Source organism: Stenotrophomonas maltophilia R551-3, from assembly GCF_000020665.1.
Taxonomy (GTDB): Bacteria; Pseudomonadota; Gammaproteobacteria; order Xanthomonadales; family Xanthomonadaceae; genus Stenotrophomonas; species Stenotrophomonas maltophilia_L.
Genome location: NC_011071.1, coordinates 523,979 through 540,188 on the forward strand (window position 1 = coordinate 523,979; position 16,210 = coordinate 540,188).

Genomic DNA, 16,210 nt, shown 5'->3' on the forward strand with positions numbered 1-16,210 from the left:
AATCAACTGGTATTGGCTGTCTATACTTCCCCAATTATGGTCCCGGCACGCTCCAGTGCAGGGAATGATCGGGTTGGAGAAGTCCCATGCGAGTCCTAGTCCTCGGCAGCGGCGTGATCGGCACCACCAGTGCCTGGTACCTGCGACAGGCCGGGTTTGAAGTCACGGTCATCGACCGTCAGCCCGGCCCGGCGCTGGAAACCAGCTTCGCCAATGCCGGCCAGCTGTCGTTCGGCTACACCTCGCCGTGGGCCGCCCCGGGCGTGCCGAAGAAGGCGATCGGCTGGCTGTTCGAAAAGCACGCGCCGCTGGCGATCAAGCCGGGCATGGACCTGGCCCAGTACCGCTGGCTGTGGCAGATGCTGCGCAACTGCACCCACGAGCGCTACGCGATCAACAAGGCGCGCATGGTGCGCATGTCCGAGTACAGCCGCGACTGCCTCAATGAGCTGCGCGCGCAGATCGGCATCGAATTCGAAGGCCGCGACCTGGGCACCACCCAGTTGTTCCGCACCCAGCAGCAGCTGGACGCCTCGGCGCAGGACATCGAGATCCTGGCCCAGTACGGCGTGCCGTACGAGGTACTGGACCGCGCCGGCATCATCCAGGCCGAACCGGCCCTGGCCCACGTCGACGGCCTGGTCGGCGCGCTGCGCCTGCCGCGTGACCAGACCGGTGACTGCCAGCTGTTCACCCGCCGCCTGGCGCAGATGTGCGTGGACGCCGGCGTCGAGTTCCGCTTCGACCAGGACATCACCGGCCTGGTCTCCGATGGCGAGCGCATCACCGGCGTGCACGTCAACGGCACCCTGGAAACCGCTGACCGCTTCGTGGTCGCGCTCGGCAGTTACTCGCCGGCGCTGGTCGCACCGCTGGGCATGCGCCTGCCGGTGTACCCGCTGAAGGGTTACTCGCTGACCCTGCCGATCACCGATCCGGCGATGGCACCGACCTCGACCATCCTCGATGAGAGCTACAAGGTGGCGGTCACCCGTTTCGACGACCGCATCCGCGTCGGTGGCATGGCCGAAGTGGCCGGCTTCGACCTGTCGCTGTCGCAGCGCCGCCGCGAGACCCTGGAACTGGTGGTCAGCGACCTGTACCCGAAGGGCGGTGACCTGTCGCGCGCGCAGTTCTGGACCGGCCTGCGCCCGGCCACGCCGGATGGCACGCCGGTGATCGGCGCCACGCCGTTCCGCAACCTGTACCTCAACACCGGCCACGGCACGCTGGGCTGGACCATGGCGTGCGGCTCGGGCCGCTACCTGGCCGACCTGATGAGCGCGCGCCAGCCGCAGATCAGCACCGAAGGCCTGGATGTTTTCCGCTATGGTCAGTACGGTCACGCCCCGCAACATGAGAACCGCACATGCGTCCTGCCCGCGCGCTGATTGATCTGGGCGCCCTGCGCAGCAACTACCGCCTCGCCCGCGAACTGGGCGGTGGCAAGGCCCTGGCGATCATCAAGGCCGATGCCTACGGCCATGGCGCCGTGCGCTGTGCGCAGGCGCTGGAAGGCGAGGCCGATGGTTTCGGCGTGGCCACCATCGAAGAGGCGCTGGAACTGCGCCAGGCTGGCATCGGTGCGCCGATCCTGCTGCTGGAAGGCATCTTCGAAGCCAGTGACATGGCGCTGGTGGCCGAGCACGATTTCTGGTTCGCCGTCGGTTCACCGTGGCAGCTGGAGGCGCTGGCCGCCTTCGACAGCCCGCGTCCGTTGACGGTGTGGCTGAAGCTGGACAGCGGCATGCATCGCCTCGGCCTGGACGTGGACAGCTTCCGCGCCGCGCATGCGCGCCTGTCGGCGTTGCCGCAGGTCGAACGCGTCGTGCTGATGACCCATCTGGCACGTGCCGATGAGCTGGACAGCGAACGCACCCACGAGCAGGCGGCGACGTTCGCCCGTGCCATCGACGGCCTTGAAGGCGAGACCAGCGTGTGCAATTCGCCGGCGCTGCTGGGCTGGCCGGATGTGCGCAGCGACTGGGTGCGCCCGGGCCTGATGCTCTACGGCGCCAATCCGTTGCCGGACAACACCGATCTCACCGCGCGCCTGCGCCCGGTGATGACCATGCAGTCCAAGGTGATTGCCGAGCGCTGGATCGAGTCGGGGGAGCCGGTGGGCTATGGCGCCCGCTTCGTTTCCAAGGCACGCACCCGCGTCGGCGTGGTCGCGCTGGGGTATGCCGATGGCTATCCGCAGTTCGCGCCGAACGGCACCCCGGTGCTGATCGATGGCCAGCCCGGCGCGCTGATCGGCCGCGTATCGATGGACATGCTGACCGTGGACCTGACTGCGCATCCGCAGGCGGGCGTTGGCAGCGTGGTGGAGCTGTGGGGCAATGCGCCGACGCTGTCCGAGCTGGCGCCGCGCTGTGGCGTGAGTGCGTACCAGCTGCCGTGTGGCGTCAAGCGCGTGGCCAGGGTGTACATGTAGAGCCGAGCCCATGCTCGGCGCTGTGAATGCGTGTCGACCAAGGTCGACACCTACCGATGGGCCTAACAGGCAGCGGTCGCCTGGTACGGGTCGCCGTGGGGCCTACCGCGCCGCGGTGGCCTGGCTGGTCAGCTGCCGCTTCACCCAGTCATCGATCAGGCGCTTCTCGTAGCGCAGCGGATCACTGTCGCTCTTCAGCCCCACGTTGTGCAGATAGCCGGTGTCGCTCAGGCGCGCATCGCCTTCGCTGATGATGCGGCCGCTGGCATCCTTCAGCGTGTACTGCAGGCTGATCCGCGGCGGGTAGATGTCACGCATGATCCGGATGTCGCGCCCACGCGGGCCGTGCCACGGCTCGTAATCACCGGCGCGCTTGACGTCGACCAGGGTCACATCGAGGGTCTGACCGGGCTGCAGCGGCTTGGCTGCCGTGGTCTGCAGGTAGCGCGCCAGCTGCTGCACCCAGTCGCCGCGCTCGGCTTCGAAGCGGTTGCTGCTCTGGCGGATCTCGGTGAACTTGGCCGGATCATCCCATTTCACGTTGACCGGGCCATCGGCCTGCAGGGTGCGTGGTGCCTGCGCATCGGTCACGGTGCGCGGGGCCGCATTTGCGCCACCCGCCACCAGGGCGCCTGCCAGCAGGGCAATCGCGAGTGAGCGTTTCATGACGGTCTCCTGCGTCCCGCCGATGGGGACGATGTTGATCACAGATCGAGTGTGATCCTGCTTCCAGGCAACGGCAATGGCCGATTGCGTCATGCGCAAGAGTGGTTGCCGCCAATTCATTGTCGTCAAGCATGACTGACGGCGCTTGACGCTGTGAATACGCCCTTTGGAAGATGCTGTGCCTCCAACCCGGCCTGTCCAAACGCCCTTGTCCACACTGCCGCCCCTAGTGGAGCGCCCACCGATGATGGTGCCGGCGCCCGAACCCGACCTGCATCATGGCGTGCTTGAGCGCATCAACGCAGGTTTCTGCGTGATCCAGGTGCTGTTCGATGGTGACCGCGCGGTGGACTACCGTTTCATCGAGGTCAACGATGCCTTCGAGCGGCATACCGGCCTGAAGGACGCACGCGGCCAGCGCATGAGCGCGCTGGAACCGCATCACGAAGAAGACTGGTTCCGCATCTACGGTGAAGTGGCCCGCAGCGGCCGGCCGGCGCAGTTCGAGATGGAAGCGCGGGCGCTGGGCCGCTCGTTCGCGGTCGACGCGGTGCGCGTGGGGCGCCCGGGTGAGGACAAGGTCGGCATCCTGTTCTTCGACATCACCGCGCGCAAGCAGATGGAAGTTGAGCTGGGCGAAAGCGAAGCGCGCTTCAGTGCGCTGGCCGATGGCTTGCCGATGCCGGTCTGGGTGCTCGACGAGCGCGGCCATGCGCGCTTCGTCAACAGCGCCTTCAGTGAGTTCTTCGGTGGCGACGAGACACGCGTTCCCGAGGACGTGTGGCGTGGGCTGGTGCATCCGGACGATGCCTCGGTGTTCGAGTACGAGCTGCAGGAGGCCTTGAAGGCGCAGCGCTCGATGCACGCGCTGGTGCGTGCGCGGCGTGCCGATGGCCAATGGCGCTGGCTGGAGATGAATGCACGTCCACGTTTTTCGCGGATGGGCCGCTTCATCGGCCTTGCCGGCAGCAGCCCGGACGTGACCGAGCGCCGCGAAATCGAACTGGCCCGCGAGGAGCTGCTGCAGTCCGAGCGTGCCGCGCGCAGTGCGGCCGAGAACATGGCGCGGCTGAAGGACGAATTCCTGGCCACGTTGTCGCATGAGCTGCGCACGCCGCTGACCACCATCCTGGGCTGGAGCGAACTGTTGCTGCAGCGCGTGGACAACACCAGCCCGCTGTACAAGGGCCTGGGCGTGATCGCCAACAGCGCTGGCGCGCAGAAGCGGCTGATCTCGGACATGCTCGATCTCAGCAGCATGCTGCTGGGCAAGGTGCAGCTGGAAGTGGAAGTGCTGGACCTGTGCGGCGTGCTGGGCGAAGCGATCGGTGCGCAGGAGCTGGTGGCCGAAGGCAAGGCGCTGGATGTGCACCTGCAGCTGCCCGACCGGCCCAGCCTGGTGCTGGGCGATGCCACCCGCCTGCAGCAGGTGTTCTGGAACCTGCTCTCCAACGCGATCAAGTTCACCCCGGCCGAGGGCCGCATCGACGTGGCCCTGCAGGCCGATGGCAATCACTGGGTGATCACCGTGCGCGATACCGGCGACGGCATCGCGCCTGAGTTCCTCAACCACCTGTTCAGCCGCTTCCGCCAGGCCGATGGCACCACCACCCGCCGCCATGGCGGCCTGGGCCTGGGTCTGGCGATCGTGCAGCAGCTGGTCGAGCTGCACGGCGGCACGGTCACCGCCGCCAGCGAAGGCCATGGCCACGGCGCCACCTTCACCGTGCGCCTGCCGCAGCACCTTCCGGATGCCGAGCGGCGGCCGCTGCGCGAAGTAATCAGCGGGCCGATCCTGGAGCCGGTGATCGTTGAACCGTATCCGCTGCGCGGCATGCACGTGCTGGCGGTGGAAGATCAGCCGGAAGTGCTGGAGTACCTGCGGCGCATGCTGGAAGAACAGGGCGCGAGCGTGTCCGCGGCAAGTTCGGCAGGCGAGGCATTGGCGCTGCTGGCCGACACCGGCCATCTGCAGTACCACGTGATGCTGACCGACATCGGCATGCCCGGCATGGACGGCTACGGCCTGGTGCGTACGTTGCGCGAGGACATGGGCGTGGACGCGCTGACCCTGCCAGCGGTGGCGGTGACAGCACTGGCGCGCGCTGACGATCGCCGTCGTGCGTTGGCGTCAGGCTTCCAGGAGCATGTGGCCAAGCCCTATTCGGTGGCGCAGCTGGTGTCAGCGGTACGCAAGGTGCAGGTGCCGCGCGCCGACAGCGCGCTGCACTGAGCATTCACGGCTGATCGGCGACCCTGCATGCAGGAGGTCGCCGATGTCCCGTATAGCTCCCCGTATCCATACCGATCCGGCGCAGATCGCGCGCCTGGAAGCCCTGCTGCCGCAGCTGGAAGGCGAAACGCAGGTGGAACTGACCCTGCAGGACGGTCGCCGGCTGCTCGGCACCATTGCAGTGAAGCCGACCGTGCAGCAGTACCGCAACGATGCCGGCGACGAAGGCAGCAACGGCCAGCTGCGCCTGGACGACTACGACACGCCGGTGCAGCAGCATCATGTGTGGCTGGATGAGATCGCCAGCATCCGCAGGTTGCCGCCAAAGGCACCTTGAGCCGATGTAGAGCCGAGCCCACGCTCGGCTGCCGCCCGTGCGGCTGCGCCGCCGCCCGAGCATGGGCTCGGGGGCTGCAGGGATGTCAATGCTCGAACAACGTCGGCGTCGCTTCGAACCTGCGCGCATAGGCGCGTTCTTCCGCCACCCTCGCCACCTCGTCGTCGGCCAGGTCCGGCGCGCCGTAGACCGCGTAGGCCACGCTGCCATCGGCGCCGTGGCCGACCTGGTGCAGGCGGTAGCGTGAGTGGCCGCCGCCGGTGTCTTCGGGGTAATGCACGGGCGGATGGCTGCCTTCCAGGTCCATTTCGCTGTTGTCGACCACGCCACCGACGAACAAGGCTCGCATGCAGGTTCTCCTGGGTTTCCGGGGGGAGCCTCTACCCTGAACGTTCCAATGTTTCTGGCAGATCAAGGCCCCGTTCGGGTTTCGCAAAGTGGCCGCCGGGGCCGGCCCGGCCAAGCCGGTACAATGGACGGCCCTCACGCTTTGAAGTAACCGCGCCGATGGCCTCCAGCGACGACGCCCCCCTGCAGACCCTGCTCCTGCCGTTCTCCCAAGGCGCCCTGCGCTGGCCGGAGGGCCCGGTGGCCTTCCTGCGTGCCCGCGATGGCTGGCCGCTGCGCGAAGTGGCCGGTGGCCGTGAAGTGCACTGCGAGCAGAGCTTCGCCCCGTTCGCGCAGCCGCTGCAGCAAGCCGCCGGCTGGACCGTCAGCGGTCAGCTGGATGATGAAGCCGGCAAGGGCCGCTATCCGCTGGTGCTGGTGCTGCCGCCGCGCCAGCGCGAGGAAGCCCGTGCGCTGTTCGCCCGCGCCCTGGCGCTGGTTGCCGAAGGCGGCCGCATCGTCGCCTGCCAGTCCAACAACGAAGGCGCGCGTTCCGGCGAGGGCGACCTCAAGCAGCTGACCGGCCTCGGCGGCAGCCTGACCAAGAACCACTGCCGGGCGTACTGGACCGCGCCGATGCAGGGCCAGCACGATGCCGACCTGGCCAAGCGCTGGTCCGCCCTGGACGCGGTCCGCCCGATTGTCGGTGGCCGCTTCCTCAGCCGGCCGGGCGTGTTCGCCTGGGACCGGATCGATCCGGCCTCGGCGCTGCTGGCCGAGCACCTGCCGGCCGACTTGGCCGGTCGCGCCGCCGACCTCGGTGCCGGCTACGGCTACCTGTCGCGCGAGCTGCTGGAACGCTGCCCGGAGATCACCGCGCTGGACCTGTACGAGGCCGAGCAGCGTGCGCTGGCGCTGGCCGAGCTGAACCTGTCGCCGCCGCCGCGCCCGCTGCCGCTGCGCTTCCTGTGGCGCGACGTCACCGCCGGCATCGAGCCGGATTACGACGTCATCATCAGCAACCCGCCGTTCCACACGCCCTCGCGTGCCGACCGTCCGGACATCGGCCAGCGCTTCATCGCCGTGGCCGCGCAGGCGCTGCGCCCGGGCGGGCGCCTGTACGTGGTGGCCAACCGCCACCTGCCGTACGAATACACGCTCAATGAGAGTTTCGGTGCGGTGCGCGTGGTTGCCGAGCGCGATGGCTTCAAGCTGGTCGAGGCAGTGAAGGGCAGGGGGAAGGGCAAGTGAAGCTGGTCAAGCTCATCGCCAACCTGGGCTATGGCAGCCGCAAGCAGGTGCAGTGGATGTTCCGCGAAGGCCGCGTCACCGACGCCGATGGCGAGGTGCTGTACGCCGACGACCAGGTACCGCATGAAGCGGTGCGCGTCGATGGCGAGCCGCTGGACCCGCCGGTGGGCCTGTCGATCGCGCTGCACAAGCCGGCCGGCTACACCTGCTCGACCAAGGACAAAGGTCGCCTGATCTACGACCTGCTGCCGCCGCGCTACCGCGACCGCGACCCGGTGTTGTCCACCGTCGGCCGGCTGGACCGCGACACCAGTGGCCTGTTGCTGCTGACCGACGATGGCGGCCTGCTGCACCGGATCATCTCGCCGAAGTCGAAGCTGCCCAAGGTCTACGAGGTGGAACTGAGCGACGACCTGCGCGGCGATGAAGTGGCGCTGTTCGCCAGTGGCACGCTGATGCTGGAGTCCGAGAAGACGCCCTTGCTGCCGGCTGAACTTGAAGTGCTGGATGCGCGCCGCGCACGCCTGGTGCTGCATGAAGGCCGCTACCATCAGGTACGCCGCATGTTCGCCGCCACCGGCAACCATGTGCAGGCCCTGCACCGCAGCCGAGTCGGCGGGCTGGACCTGCAGGGATTGGACGAAGGGCAATGGCGGCAGCTCACTCCTACCGACCTGGATACGCTTTTCGCTCCATGACCACCATCGCTGCGCTGCCGTTCCTGCCCGACGCCATCATCTTCGACATGGACGGCCTGATGATCGACAGCGAGCGGGTCTCGCTTGCCTGCTGGAGCCAGGCCGCCGATGAGTTCGGCCTGGGCCTGGACGAAACGGTGTTCCTGCGCATGGTCGGACTCGGCGACCGCGATACGCACGCGTTGCTGCGTGTGCAGGGTGTCGAGGACAGCGTGATCGAAGCCGTGGCCGCACGCTGCCACGATCTCTACGAGGAACGCACGCAGACCGGCCTGCCGCTGCGGCCGGGCATCCTGGAGCTGCTGGAACTGCTGAAGGCGCACGCGATACCGCGTGCGGTGGCAACCACCACGCGGCAGCCGCGGGCCAACCGCAAGCTGTCCGCCGCCGGCCTGCTGCCGTATTTCGATGCGGTGATCACCAGCGGCGACGTGGCACGGCCGAAGCCGGCGCCGGACATCTACCTGCTGGCCGCGCAGCGGCTGGGCCAGGTGCCCGAGCGCTGCCTGGCGCTGGAAGACTCACCGGCCGGCACGCGCGCAGCGCTGGCTGCCGGCATGACCGTGATCCAGGTGCCGGACCTGGTGCATCCGGACGAAGAGCTGCGCGCATTCGGACACCGCATCGTCGGCTCGCTGCTGGACGCGCACGCGCTGCTGGTGCCGTTGCTGCCGAAATAACCGGTAGGTACCGACCACCGCCCTGGTGGGTGCCGACCGTTGGTCGGCACGCTTCACCGCTCTCGCTGGGCATGGCCCGGCGCTACCGCTCTGGTGGGTGCCGACCGTTGGTCGGCACGCCTTCCCATCACACCCGGCCGAACACCAGCGCCGCGTTGGTGCCACCGAAGCCGAAGCTGTTGGACATCACCGTATCCAGCGTCTGCTCGCGGCTCTCGCGCAGGATCGGGAAGCTTTCCACCTTCGGGTCCAGCTCGCCGATGTTGGCCGAACCGGCGACGAAGCCGTCGCGCATCATCAGCAGGCAGTAGATCGCCTCGTGCACGCTGGCCGCACCCAGCGAATGGCCGGACAGCGCCTTGGTCGAGGACAGCGGCGGCACCGCATCGCCGAACACTTCGCGGATCGCGTTGAGCTCGGTGACGTCGCCCAGCGGCGTGGAGGTGCCGTGGGTGTTGAGGTAGTCCAGCGGACGATCCACGCCCTGCAGCGCCATCTTCATGCAGCGCACCGCGCCTTCACCGGACGGCGCCACCATGTCGGCGCCGTCGGAGGTCACGCCATAGCCGATCAGCTCGGCATGGATGTGCGCGCCGCGCGCAACGGCGTGGTCGTAGTCTTCCAGCACCAGCATGCCGCCGCCACCGGCGATGACGAAGCCGTCGCGGTCCTTGTCGTACGGCCGCGAGGCGCTGGCCGGGGTTTCGTTGAAGCTGGTCGACAGCGCGCCCATCGCATCGAACATCACGCTCATCGACCAGTGCAGGTCTTCGCCACCACCGGCGAACATGATGTCCTGCGCACCGTGGCGGATCATGTCCGCGGCGGCGCCGATGCAGTGCGCCGATGTCGCGCAGGCGGCCGACAGCGAGTAGCTGACGCCCTTGATCTGGTAGGCGGTGGCCAGGCAGGCCGAGACCGTCGAGCACATCGTGCGCGGCACCATGTACGGGCCGACCTTGCGCACACCGCGTTCGCGCAGCAGGTCGACCGCGCCGATCTGCCATTCGCTGGAGCCGCCACCGGAACCGGCGATCAGGCCGGTACGCAGGTTGCTGACCTGCTCGGGGCTGAGCCCGGCATCGGCGATGGCATCGCGCATGGACAGGTAGGCGAAGGCCGCCGCATCGCTCATGAAGCGCTTCTGCTTGCGGTCGATCAGCGCGTCCAGGTCGAGGTCGACACGGCCGCCGACCTGGCTGCGCAGGCCCGCGTCGGCGTGGTCGGACAATGCCGTGATGCCGGAGCGCCCTTCGCGCAGCGCATTCGAAACGGTATCCAGATCATTGCCGAGGCAGGACGTGATGCCCATGCCGGTGATGACGACGCGACGCATCAGAAGCTCCCGGTTTCAGTGAACAGGCCGACGCGCAGATCGCGCGCGCTGTAGATTTCGCGGTCATCCACGTACATGCGGGCGTCCGACTGAGCCATCACCAGCTTGCGGTTGATGACCCGGCTGATGTCGATCTCGTAACGCACCAGCTTCGCATCCGGCAGCACCTGGCCGGTGAACTTCACCTCGCCGCAGCCCAGAGCACGGCCCTTGCCGGGGGCACCCAGCCAGGTCAGGAAGAAGCCGGTCAGCTGCCACATGGCATCCAGGCCCAGGCAACCAGGCATCACCGGGTCGCCGATGAAGTGGCAGCCGAAGAACCAGAGGTCGGGGCGGATATCCAGTTCGGCGCGTACCATGCCCTTTCCATGCGGTCCGCCGTCCTCGCGGATTTCGGTGATGCGGTCGAACATCAGCATCGGATCGTTGGGCAAACGGCCGGCAGCGGCGCCGAACAGTTCACCGCGTGCGCTGGCCAGCAGCTGTTCGCGGTTGAACGCGTGGAGACGGGTCATGAAGCACAATCCTGGAAGCGAAGAACAGGGAAACAAGCGCCCGAGAATGCCCGTGGAAACTGCGCCGATCAAACATTTCAACCGTACGCAACCGTAGTGTTTTCAAGGGAATACGCGCATCCTGTTGATGTGCAACGACCATACCTGTGCGTGTGGTCGGTTCAGCCTGCCCCCGCCCTTTCCGCCTGACATGACCCGACTGCGCAAGATCATCCACGTCGACATGGACGCCTTCTACGCGTCGGTGGAGCAGCGCGACGATCCGTCACTGCGCGGCAAGCCGGTGGTTGTGGCATGGCGTGGCGCGCGTTCGGTGGTGTGCGCGGCGTCCTACGAGGCGCGCGTGTTCGGCGTGCGCTCGGCGATGCCGGCGGTGCGTGCCGAGCGCCTGTGCCCGGATGCGATCTTCGTACCGCCGGACTTCGCACGTTACAAGGCGGTGTCACAGCAGGTGCGCGAGATCTTCCTGCGCCACACCGACCTGGTCGAGCCGCTGTCGCTGGATGAGGCCTACCTGGACGTGACCGAGCCCAAGAGCGGCATGGAACTGGCCACCGACATCGCGCGCACCATCCGCGCGCAGATCCGCGAGGAAACCCAGCTGACTGCTTCAGCCGGCATTGCGCCGAACAAATTCCTGGCCAAGATCGCCTCTGACTGGCGCAAGCCCGATGGCCAATTCGTGATTCCGCCGCAGCGGGTGGACGCCTTCCTGCTGCCGTTGCCGGTGAACCGGGTGCCCGGCGTCGGCAAGGTGATGGAAGGCAAGCTGGCCGCGCGCGGCATCGTCACCTGCGGCGACCTGCGGCAGTGGGCACTGATCGATCTGGAAGAGGCGTTCGGCAGCTTCGGCCGCAGTCTGTACAACCGCGCACGCGGTGTCGATGAACGGCCGGTGGAGCCGGACCAGCAGGTGCAGTCGATCTCCTCCGAAGACACCTTCGCCGAGGACCTGCCGCTGGAAGATCTGGGTGAGGCCATCGTGCAGCTGGCGGAGAAAACCTGGAACGCCACCCGCAAGACCGAACGCGTCGGCCACACCGTGGTGCTGAAACTGAAGACCGCACAGTTCCGCATCCTCACCCGCAGCTTCACCCCGGAGCGCCCGCCGGAATCGATGGAAGAACTGCGCGACATCGCGCTGGCCCTGCGCGCGCGGGTGGATCTGCCCGCCGACACCCGCTACCGCCTCGTTGGCGTCGGCCTCAGTGGTTTCCGCGACAAGGAACCTGTGGTGCAGGGCGAACTGTTCGAGCACTGATCATTGCCGTGCCGACCAACGGTCGGCACCCACCAACAGCAGCAGGTTCCATCAGCAGCAGGAAACTGTCGAAGGCGAGGTGGGTCCGGTTGCGGGGGCGTGAGCGCCATGGATGGCGCGACCGAGCCTCCATGGACGGATTCACGGCGTCCCCCGCAGCCGGACCCACCTCGCCATCCCACGGATAGCCAGCTGTTGCTTCGGCTGTTGCCGTTGCATTGAGCAGGTGCAGGGCGCAGCCCTGCAAAAGACCCCCCCTACCTCATGGCCACTGCATCTCGCCCTTGGCCACCTTCGCACTCAGCTCCAGCGACGCCACGCCTGCCAGCTTCGGATAGCGCGACTGCATCGCCTTCACCAGCGCCGCACTGTCCTTCGCCTTTGCCGCCTCAACATCGAACGCACGGATGTAGTCTGCGGTGAAGCGCAGCGCACTGGCATCCAGTGCCGCACCCGGCGCGTAATGCCCCGGCACCACCACCTTCGGCTTCAGTGCCTGCAGCCGCTGCAGGGTCTGCAGCCAGTCGGCGTGCGACTTCGGGGTCTGCGTGTCGGCCATCCACACGTGTTCGCCCGCCACCACCGGAATGCCACCGACGATCGCGCGCAGCGTCGGCACCCATAGCACCGTGCGGTCCGGGGACGGGCCATCGAGGCCGATCAGCGGCAGGCGCTGGCCTTCCAGTTGCAGGGCATCGCCGTCCAGCACCTGCGGCACCACGATGCGCGCCGGCACGTCGGCGCCCATCTTCGGTCCCCAGTAGGCCAGTTTGCCGGCCTGGGTCTGCTGGATGTGAGCGACGGTCTGCGCAGTGGCGACGATGCGCGCCTGCGGGAACGCGTCCTGCAGCGTGGCCAGGCCGAAGTAGTAATCCGGATCGCCGTGGCTGATGTAGATCGTGGTCAGCTGCTTGCCGCTGGCGCGGATCAGATCCACCAGCTTGCGCGCATCGCTGGCGCCGAACTGTGCGTTGACCAGGATCGCATCGTGGCGGCCTTCGACCAGCACCGAGGACACCGAGAACATCGCCTGCGGGCCGGGATGGAAGGTCTGCAGGTGCAGCTGGGATTTCGTCACCGTGGCCGGCGCCGCGGTGGCCGGTGCGGCCAGCAGCGGCGCACTGGTGAAGGTGGCGGCCAGGGCGAGGGGAAGCAGCAGGGCAGCGGTACGCATGGGAATTCCTTGTGGCGGATGGCGAGCCGAGCGTGGGCGCGGCTCTACAGGTGGGTAGCGCCGGGCCATGCCCGGCGGCCTGGCATCAGTACGCCGCGGTGATGATCTGCTTCGGGTAGCGGTGCGCTTCCAGCTCGGCGACGAACGCCGCGCCGTAGTCGGCGTAGCTGATGCGGCTGTGGCCGCTGGCGTCGGCCAGGAACGCCTTGGGCTGCACGCGGTACTGGCCGCGCTCTTCGCCCGGGCCGATTTCGGCGGCCGGCGAGAAGAAGGTCCAGTCCAGGTCATCCACCGCCTGCAGGCGGTTGAACGCCTCACGGTGGGCCAGTGCGTACGGCTTGTAGGCCTCCGGGAAGGTGGGGGTATCGACCAGCTGCACGCCGGGCGCGACTTCCAGGCTGCCGGCGCCACCGACCACGACCAGGCGCGGCACGCCGGCCTTGCGTGCGGCAGCAGCCAGCTGCGCGGCGACCTCGCCGACGCGGCCGATGTCATCGCCCGGGCGCGGGCCGTAGGCACTGGCCAGCACGTCGTGGCCGGCGATGGCGGCGACCAGCGCGTCCGGGTCATCCAGCGAGGCGATCACCGGATGGGCACCGGCCAGTTCAGCCGGAAGGTCCTGTGCGCTGCGCACGATGACGGTGAGTTCGTGGCCGCGGGCCAGCGCGTGGCGGGCGATCTGGCGGCCGATGTTGCCGGTGGAACCAACGAGGGCGATCTTCATGGCAGGACTCCGTGGGGCGGTGTGGGGTGGGAATGGGGCCACTCTAGGCCGCTGCAGTCGCTCGAAAAACAGCGTATAACGCGCTTGTTTGTTGCATGGATCGAGCATATGGACCGATTGACCGCCATGACCGTGTTCGTCGAGGTCGCCGAGCGCGGCAGCCTCACCGCCGCCGCCGAGGTGCTGGACATGTCGCGGGCGATGGTCAGCCGCTACCTGGCCGAGGTCGAGGGCTGGCTGGGGGCGCGCCTGCTGCACCGGACCACGCGCCGGGTCAGCCTGACCGGGCCGGGCGAGGCAGCGCTGGCGCGCTTCCGGCAGATGCTGGCGATCGGCGAGGAACTGCGGGGCGAACTGGCCAGCGATGACCCCGAGCCGCATGGCACGCTGCGGGTAACCGCCAGTGTCTCGTTCGGGCAAAGCCACCTGGCGCGGGCGGTGGCCGGCTTCGTCGCACGCCACCCGGCAGCGCGCATCGAACTGCTGCTGGTCGACCGCACGGTGAACCTGGTGGAAGAGCGCGTGGATCTGGCGGTGCGCATCGCCCGCCAGATCGACCCGAGCCTGATCGCGCGGCGGCTGGCCACCTGCCGTTCGGTGCTGTGCGCGACGCCGTCCTACCTGCAGGCGCGTGGCACACCGACCGCGCCCGAGCATCTGGCCGCGCACAACTGCCTGACCCATCACTACGTCGGCAAGAGCCTGTGGCAGCTGCACCGTGAAGGCCGTTCGCTGTCGGTGGCGGTGGGCGGCAACATCAGCGCCAACGAAGCGTCACTGCTGCTGGAGGCAGTACGCGCCGGTGCCGGCATCGCCATGCTGCCGACCTACCAGGTGGCGCCGTTCCTGCGCAGTGGCGAACTGATCGAACTGCTGCCCGAATTCAGTCTGGACGAACTGGGCATTCATGCGGTGTACGCGTCACGGCGCCAGCAGCCCGCTATCATGCGGCGATTCCTGGACTTCCTGGCCGAGTGCTTCGCCAGCCCGGCCTTCCAGGATCTGGATTGGCGCCCACCGGGCAAGGAGAACACATGAACCATGGACAGGCCTTGATCGACCACAACCGTGCTGCCTGGGACCGCCAGGCCAGCGAAGTGCGCGAATGGTCGCGCCCGGTGGAAAGCTCAACGATTGCCGCCGCGCGCGAGGGCCGCTGGCAGGTACATCTGACCCCGCGCGCGTTGCCACTGGACTGGATGGGTGATGTGCGCGGCCGTCGCATCCTGTGCCTGGCGTCGGGCGGTGGACAGCAGGCGCCGGTGCTGGCGGCGGCCGGGGCAGACGTCACCGTGTTCGACCTGTCCGATGGGCAGCTGGAACAGGACCGCGCGGTCGCCGCGCGCGATGGCCTGCAGCTGCGCACCGTGCAGGGTGACATGCGCGATCTGCACGTATTCGCCAACGACAGTTTCGATGTGGTGTTCCACCCGATCTCGAACCTGTACGTGCCCGACGTGCGCCCCGTGTGGACCGAATGCCGGCGCGTGCTGGCGCGCGACGGCATGCTGATGGCCAGCTTCTACAACCCGGTGCTGTTCGTTGGCGCGCGCGATCCGCAGCTGGATGCACAGGGCCTGATCCGGCCGCAGTACGCCATTCCCTATTCGGACCTGGAAGACCTGCCGCCGGCCGAGCGCGAGGCGAAGCTGGCACGGGGCGACGCACTGACCTTCGGCCACAGCCTGACCGAACTGATCGGGGGCCAGCTGGATGCCGGCTTCATCATCGATCGCTTCATGGAAGACTGGCAGCCGCAGCCGCGCTTCCTGATCGATCGCTATCTGCCCACCTTCCTGGCGACCCGCGCGCGCCGGATCGGCTGAGGCGGATCGGCGCAAAAACCAGCGGCGTACAATGGACGGCCCCACGTCATGCAGGTGCCGTCCCTTGTCGTATCCCTATCCGCTGGTCGTGTTCGACCTTGATGGCACGCTGGTCGACAGCGCAGCTGATATCGCCGAAGCACTGAACCGCACGCTGGAGGACATCGGTGTGGCACGCGTGCCGGAAACCACGGTGCTCGGTTGGATCGGCGACGGTGTGCGCCGCCTGGTCGAACAGGCCGTGCATGCGGCCGGCCGCGAGGTGGACCTGGCCGAAGTGATGCCGGTATTCATGGTGCACTACCGTGAGTGCCTGCTGCGTAGCCCGCGTCTGTTCGATGGCGTGGCTGAAGCACTGGCGCGACTGCGTGCGCGCAACGTGCCGCTGGCGATCTGCACCAACAAGCCCGAAGCGCTGGTGCCACCGCTGCTGCAGCACCTGGGTATCGGTGATGCGTTCGCGCTGGTGCTGGGTGGCGACTCCCTGCCGCAGCGCAAGCCCAGTGGTGAACCGCTGCGGCATATGGCCGCGCACTTCGGGCTGCCTGTAGAGGCGTGCCTGATGGTCGGTGATTCGTTGACCGACTACCGCGCCGCCGAAGATGCAGGCATGCCGATCGCGCTGGTGCGTTACGGCTATCCGCGCGGCCTGGATCTGGCCACCGCGCATGCGGTGGCGGTGATCGACGACCTGCGTGAGTTGCCGGGGTTGAAGGGCTGATGCAACGGATAACGCCGGTCACCG

17 protein-coding genes are annotated in these 16,210 nt (G+C 67.8%); 11 read left to right on the forward strand and 6 right to left on the reverse strand.

Features of this window, described 5'->3' with window-relative positions; genetic code table 11:
• Positions 1-86 precede the first annotated feature (86 nt).
• Both SMAL_RS02285 and alr read left to right on the forward strand, forming a co-directional pair.
• On the forward strand, positions 87-1,391 hold the full coding sequence (locus SMAL_RS02285; protein ID WP_004140565.1) for a D-amino acid dehydrogenase: 1,305 nt from the start codon (positions 87-89) through the stop codon (positions 1,389-1,391).
• A complete protein-coding gene (alr, locus tag SMAL_RS02290; protein WP_004140567.1) occupies positions 1,370-2,437 on the forward strand; it encodes an alanine racemase in 1,068 nt (355 codons plus the stop codon). Before SMAL_RS02285 ends, alr begins: the two co-directional genes overlap by 22 nt.
• 102 nt (positions 2,438-2,539) lie before the next feature.
• Here the strand turns inward: alr and SMAL_RS02295 are convergent, their stop codons facing one another.
• Positions 2,540-3,103 (reverse strand): DUF3016 domain-containing protein, encoded by a 564-nt coding sequence (locus SMAL_RS02295; protein ID WP_012509937.1) that lies wholly within the window; start codon positions 3,101-3,103, stop codon positions 2,540-2,542.
• Positions 3,104-3,347: 244 nt separating this feature from the next.
• On the opposite strand from SMAL_RS02295, the gene SMAL_RS02300 reads away from it, so the two are divergent.
• Both SMAL_RS02300 and SMAL_RS02305 read left to right on the forward strand, forming a co-directional pair.
• Positions 3,348-5,336, forward strand: coding sequence for a hybrid sensor histidine kinase/response regulator (locus SMAL_RS02300; RefSeq protein ID WP_004140574.1), 1,989 nt, complete (start codon positions 3,348-3,350; stop codon positions 5,334-5,336).
• A gap of 43 nt (positions 5,337-5,379) precedes the next feature.
• Positions 5,380-5,673 carry a DUF3247 family protein gene (locus tag SMAL_RS02305; RefSeq protein ID WP_004140576.1) on the forward strand — a complete coding sequence of 98 codons (294 nt, stop codon included), beginning with the start codon at positions 5,380-5,382 and terminating at the stop codon, positions 5,671-5,673.
• Positions 5,674-5,758: 85 nt separating this feature from the next.
• Here SMAL_RS02305 and SMAL_RS02310 read toward each other — a convergent pair whose 3' ends face one another.
• Positions 5,759-6,022 carry a hypothetical protein gene (locus SMAL_RS02310; protein WP_005407925.1) on the reverse strand — a complete coding sequence of 88 codons (264 nt, stop codon included), beginning with the start codon at positions 6,020-6,022 and terminating at the stop codon, positions 5,759-5,761.
• 158 nt (positions 6,023-6,180) lie between these two features.
• On the opposite strand from SMAL_RS02310, the gene SMAL_RS02315 reads away from it, so the two are divergent.
• Genes SMAL_RS02315 through SMAL_RS02325 form a run of 3 tightly spaced genes read left to right on the forward strand, consistent with a single transcriptional unit; the run spans position 6,181 to position 8,629 of the window.
• Positions 6,181-7,251, forward strand: a complete 1,071-nt coding sequence (locus tag SMAL_RS02315) for a class I SAM-dependent methyltransferase (protein WP_012509938.1) — start codon at positions 6,181-6,183, stop codon at positions 7,249-7,251.
• Complete coding sequence (locus tag SMAL_RS02320) at positions 7,248-7,949, forward strand: pseudouridine synthase (RefSeq protein ID WP_004140604.1); 702 nt, start codon at positions 7,248-7,250, stop codon at positions 7,947-7,949. Before SMAL_RS02315 ends, SMAL_RS02320 begins: the two co-directional genes overlap by 4 nt.
• Positions 7,946-8,629, forward strand: coding sequence for an HAD family hydrolase (locus SMAL_RS02325; protein WP_012509939.1), 684 nt, complete (start codon positions 7,946-7,948; stop codon positions 8,627-8,629). Before SMAL_RS02320 ends, SMAL_RS02325 begins: the two co-directional genes overlap by 4 nt.
• A 127-nt stretch (positions 8,630-8,756) precedes the next feature.
• Here SMAL_RS02325 and fabB read toward each other — a convergent pair whose 3' ends face one another.
• Entirely contained in the window at positions 8,757-9,965 is a 1,209-nt protein-coding gene (gene fabB / locus SMAL_RS02330) for a beta-ketoacyl-ACP synthase I (RefSeq protein ID WP_004140658.1), read from the reverse strand.
• Positions 9,965-10,480, reverse strand: a complete 516-nt coding sequence (gene fabA / locus SMAL_RS02335) for a 3-hydroxyacyl-[acyl-carrier-protein] dehydratase FabA (protein ID WP_004140661.1) — start codon at positions 10,478-10,480, stop codon at positions 9,965-9,967. The genes fabB and fabA overlap by 1 nt, the downstream gene beginning before the upstream one ends.
• A 190-nt stretch (positions 10,481-10,670) precedes the next feature.
• Here fabA and dinB point away from each other — a divergent pair, with 190 nt between their 5' ends.
• Positions 10,671-11,741: a DNA polymerase IV gene (gene dinB, locus SMAL_RS02340; protein WP_012509940.1), complete on the forward strand. Its 1,071-nt coding sequence runs from the start codon at positions 10,671-10,673 to the stop codon at positions 11,739-11,741.
• A 262-nt stretch (positions 11,742-12,003) separates the two neighbouring features.
• Here the strand turns inward: dinB and SMAL_RS02345 are convergent, their stop codons facing one another.
• Both SMAL_RS02345 and SMAL_RS02350 read right to left on the reverse strand, forming a co-directional pair.
• Positions 12,004-12,915 carry an MBL fold metallo-hydrolase gene (locus tag SMAL_RS02345; protein ID WP_012509941.1) on the reverse strand — a complete coding sequence of 304 codons (912 nt, stop codon included), beginning with the start codon at positions 12,913-12,915 and terminating at the stop codon, positions 12,004-12,006.
• Positions 12,916-13,000: 85 nt separating this feature from the next.
• Entirely contained in the window at positions 13,001-13,639 is a 639-nt protein-coding gene (locus SMAL_RS02350; protein WP_012509942.1) for an NAD(P)-dependent oxidoreductase, read from the reverse strand.
• Positions 13,640-13,747: 108 nt separating this feature from the next.
• Between SMAL_RS02350 and SMAL_RS02355 the strand changes: the two genes are divergently transcribed.
• The 3 genes from SMAL_RS02355 to gph all read left to right on the forward strand — a co-directional run bounded on the left by SMAL_RS02355 (position 13,748) and on the right by gph (position 16,186).
• On the forward strand, positions 13,748-14,677 hold the full coding sequence (locus SMAL_RS02355) for a LysR family transcriptional regulator (RefSeq protein ID WP_012509943.1): 930 nt from the start codon (positions 13,748-13,750) through the stop codon (positions 14,675-14,677).
• Positions 14,674-15,465: a class I SAM-dependent methyltransferase gene (locus SMAL_RS02360; RefSeq protein WP_004140753.1), complete on the forward strand. Its 792-nt coding sequence runs from the start codon at positions 14,674-14,676 to the stop codon at positions 15,463-15,465. Before SMAL_RS02355 ends, SMAL_RS02360 begins: the two co-directional genes overlap by 4 nt.
• Positions 15,466-15,529: 64 nt before the next feature.
• Complete coding sequence (gene gph, locus SMAL_RS02365; RefSeq protein WP_041864468.1) at positions 15,530-16,186, forward strand: phosphoglycolate phosphatase; 657 nt, start codon at positions 15,530-15,532, stop codon at positions 16,184-16,186.
• Positions 16,187-16,210: the final 24 nt, after the last annotated feature.

What these genes read in the sequence shown, in the direction of transcription:
- fabB (WP_004140658.1), bottom strand. Translation starts at nt 9,965, where the DNA reads ATGCGTCGCGTCGTCATCACCGGCATGGGCATCACGTCCTGCCTCGGC.
- SMAL_RS02295 (WP_012509937.1), bottom strand. Translation starts at nt 3,103, where the DNA reads ATGAAACGCTCACTCGCGATTGCCCTGCTGGCAGGCGCCCTGGTGGCG.
- SMAL_RS02300 (WP_004140574.1), top strand. Translation starts at nt 3,348, where the DNA reads ATGATGGTGCCGGCGCCCGAACCCGACCTGCATCATGGCGTGCTTGAG.
- SMAL_RS02350 (WP_012509942.1), bottom strand. Translation starts at nt 13,639, where the DNA reads ATGAAGATCGCCCTCGTTGGTTCCACCGGCAACATCGGCCGCCAGATC.
- SMAL_RS02315 (WP_012509938.1), top strand. Translation starts at nt 6,181, where the DNA reads ATGGCCTCCAGCGACGACGCCCCCCTGCAGACCCTGCTCCTGCCGTTC.
- SMAL_RS02325 (WP_012509939.1), top strand. Translation starts at nt 7,946, where the DNA reads ATGACCACCATCGCTGCGCTGCCGTTCCTGCCCGACGCCATCATCTTC.
- SMAL_RS02345 (WP_012509941.1), bottom strand. Translation starts at nt 12,915, where the DNA reads ATGCGTACCGCTGCCCTGCTGCTTCCCCTCGCCCTGGCCGCCACCTTC.
- SMAL_RS02355 (WP_012509943.1), top strand. Translation starts at nt 13,748, where the DNA reads ATGGACCGATTGACCGCCATGACCGTGTTCGTCGAGGTCGCCGAGCGC.
- SMAL_RS02360 (WP_004140753.1), top strand. Translation starts at nt 14,674, where the DNA reads ATGAACCATGGACAGGCCTTGATCGACCACAACCGTGCTGCCTGGGAC.
- fabA (WP_004140661.1), bottom strand. Translation starts at nt 10,480, where the DNA reads ATGACCCGTCTCCACGCGTTCAACCGCGAACAGCTGCTGGCCAGCGCA.
- SMAL_RS02285 (WP_004140565.1), top strand. Translation starts at nt 87, where the DNA reads ATGCGAGTCCTAGTCCTCGGCAGCGGCGTGATCGGCACCACCAGTGCC.
- SMAL_RS02305 (WP_004140576.1), top strand. Translation starts at nt 5,380, where the DNA reads ATGTCCCGTATAGCTCCCCGTATCCATACCGATCCGGCGCAGATCGCG.
- SMAL_RS02310 (WP_005407925.1), bottom strand. Translation starts at nt 6,022, where the DNA reads ATGCGAGCCTTGTTCGTCGGTGGCGTGGTCGACAACAGCGAAATGGAC.
- dinB (WP_012509940.1), top strand. Translation starts at nt 10,671, where the DNA reads ATGACCCGACTGCGCAAGATCATCCACGTCGACATGGACGCCTTCTAC.
- alr (WP_004140567.1), top strand. Translation starts at nt 1,370, where the DNA reads ATGCGTCCTGCCCGCGCGCTGATTGATCTGGGCGCCCTGCGCAGCAAC.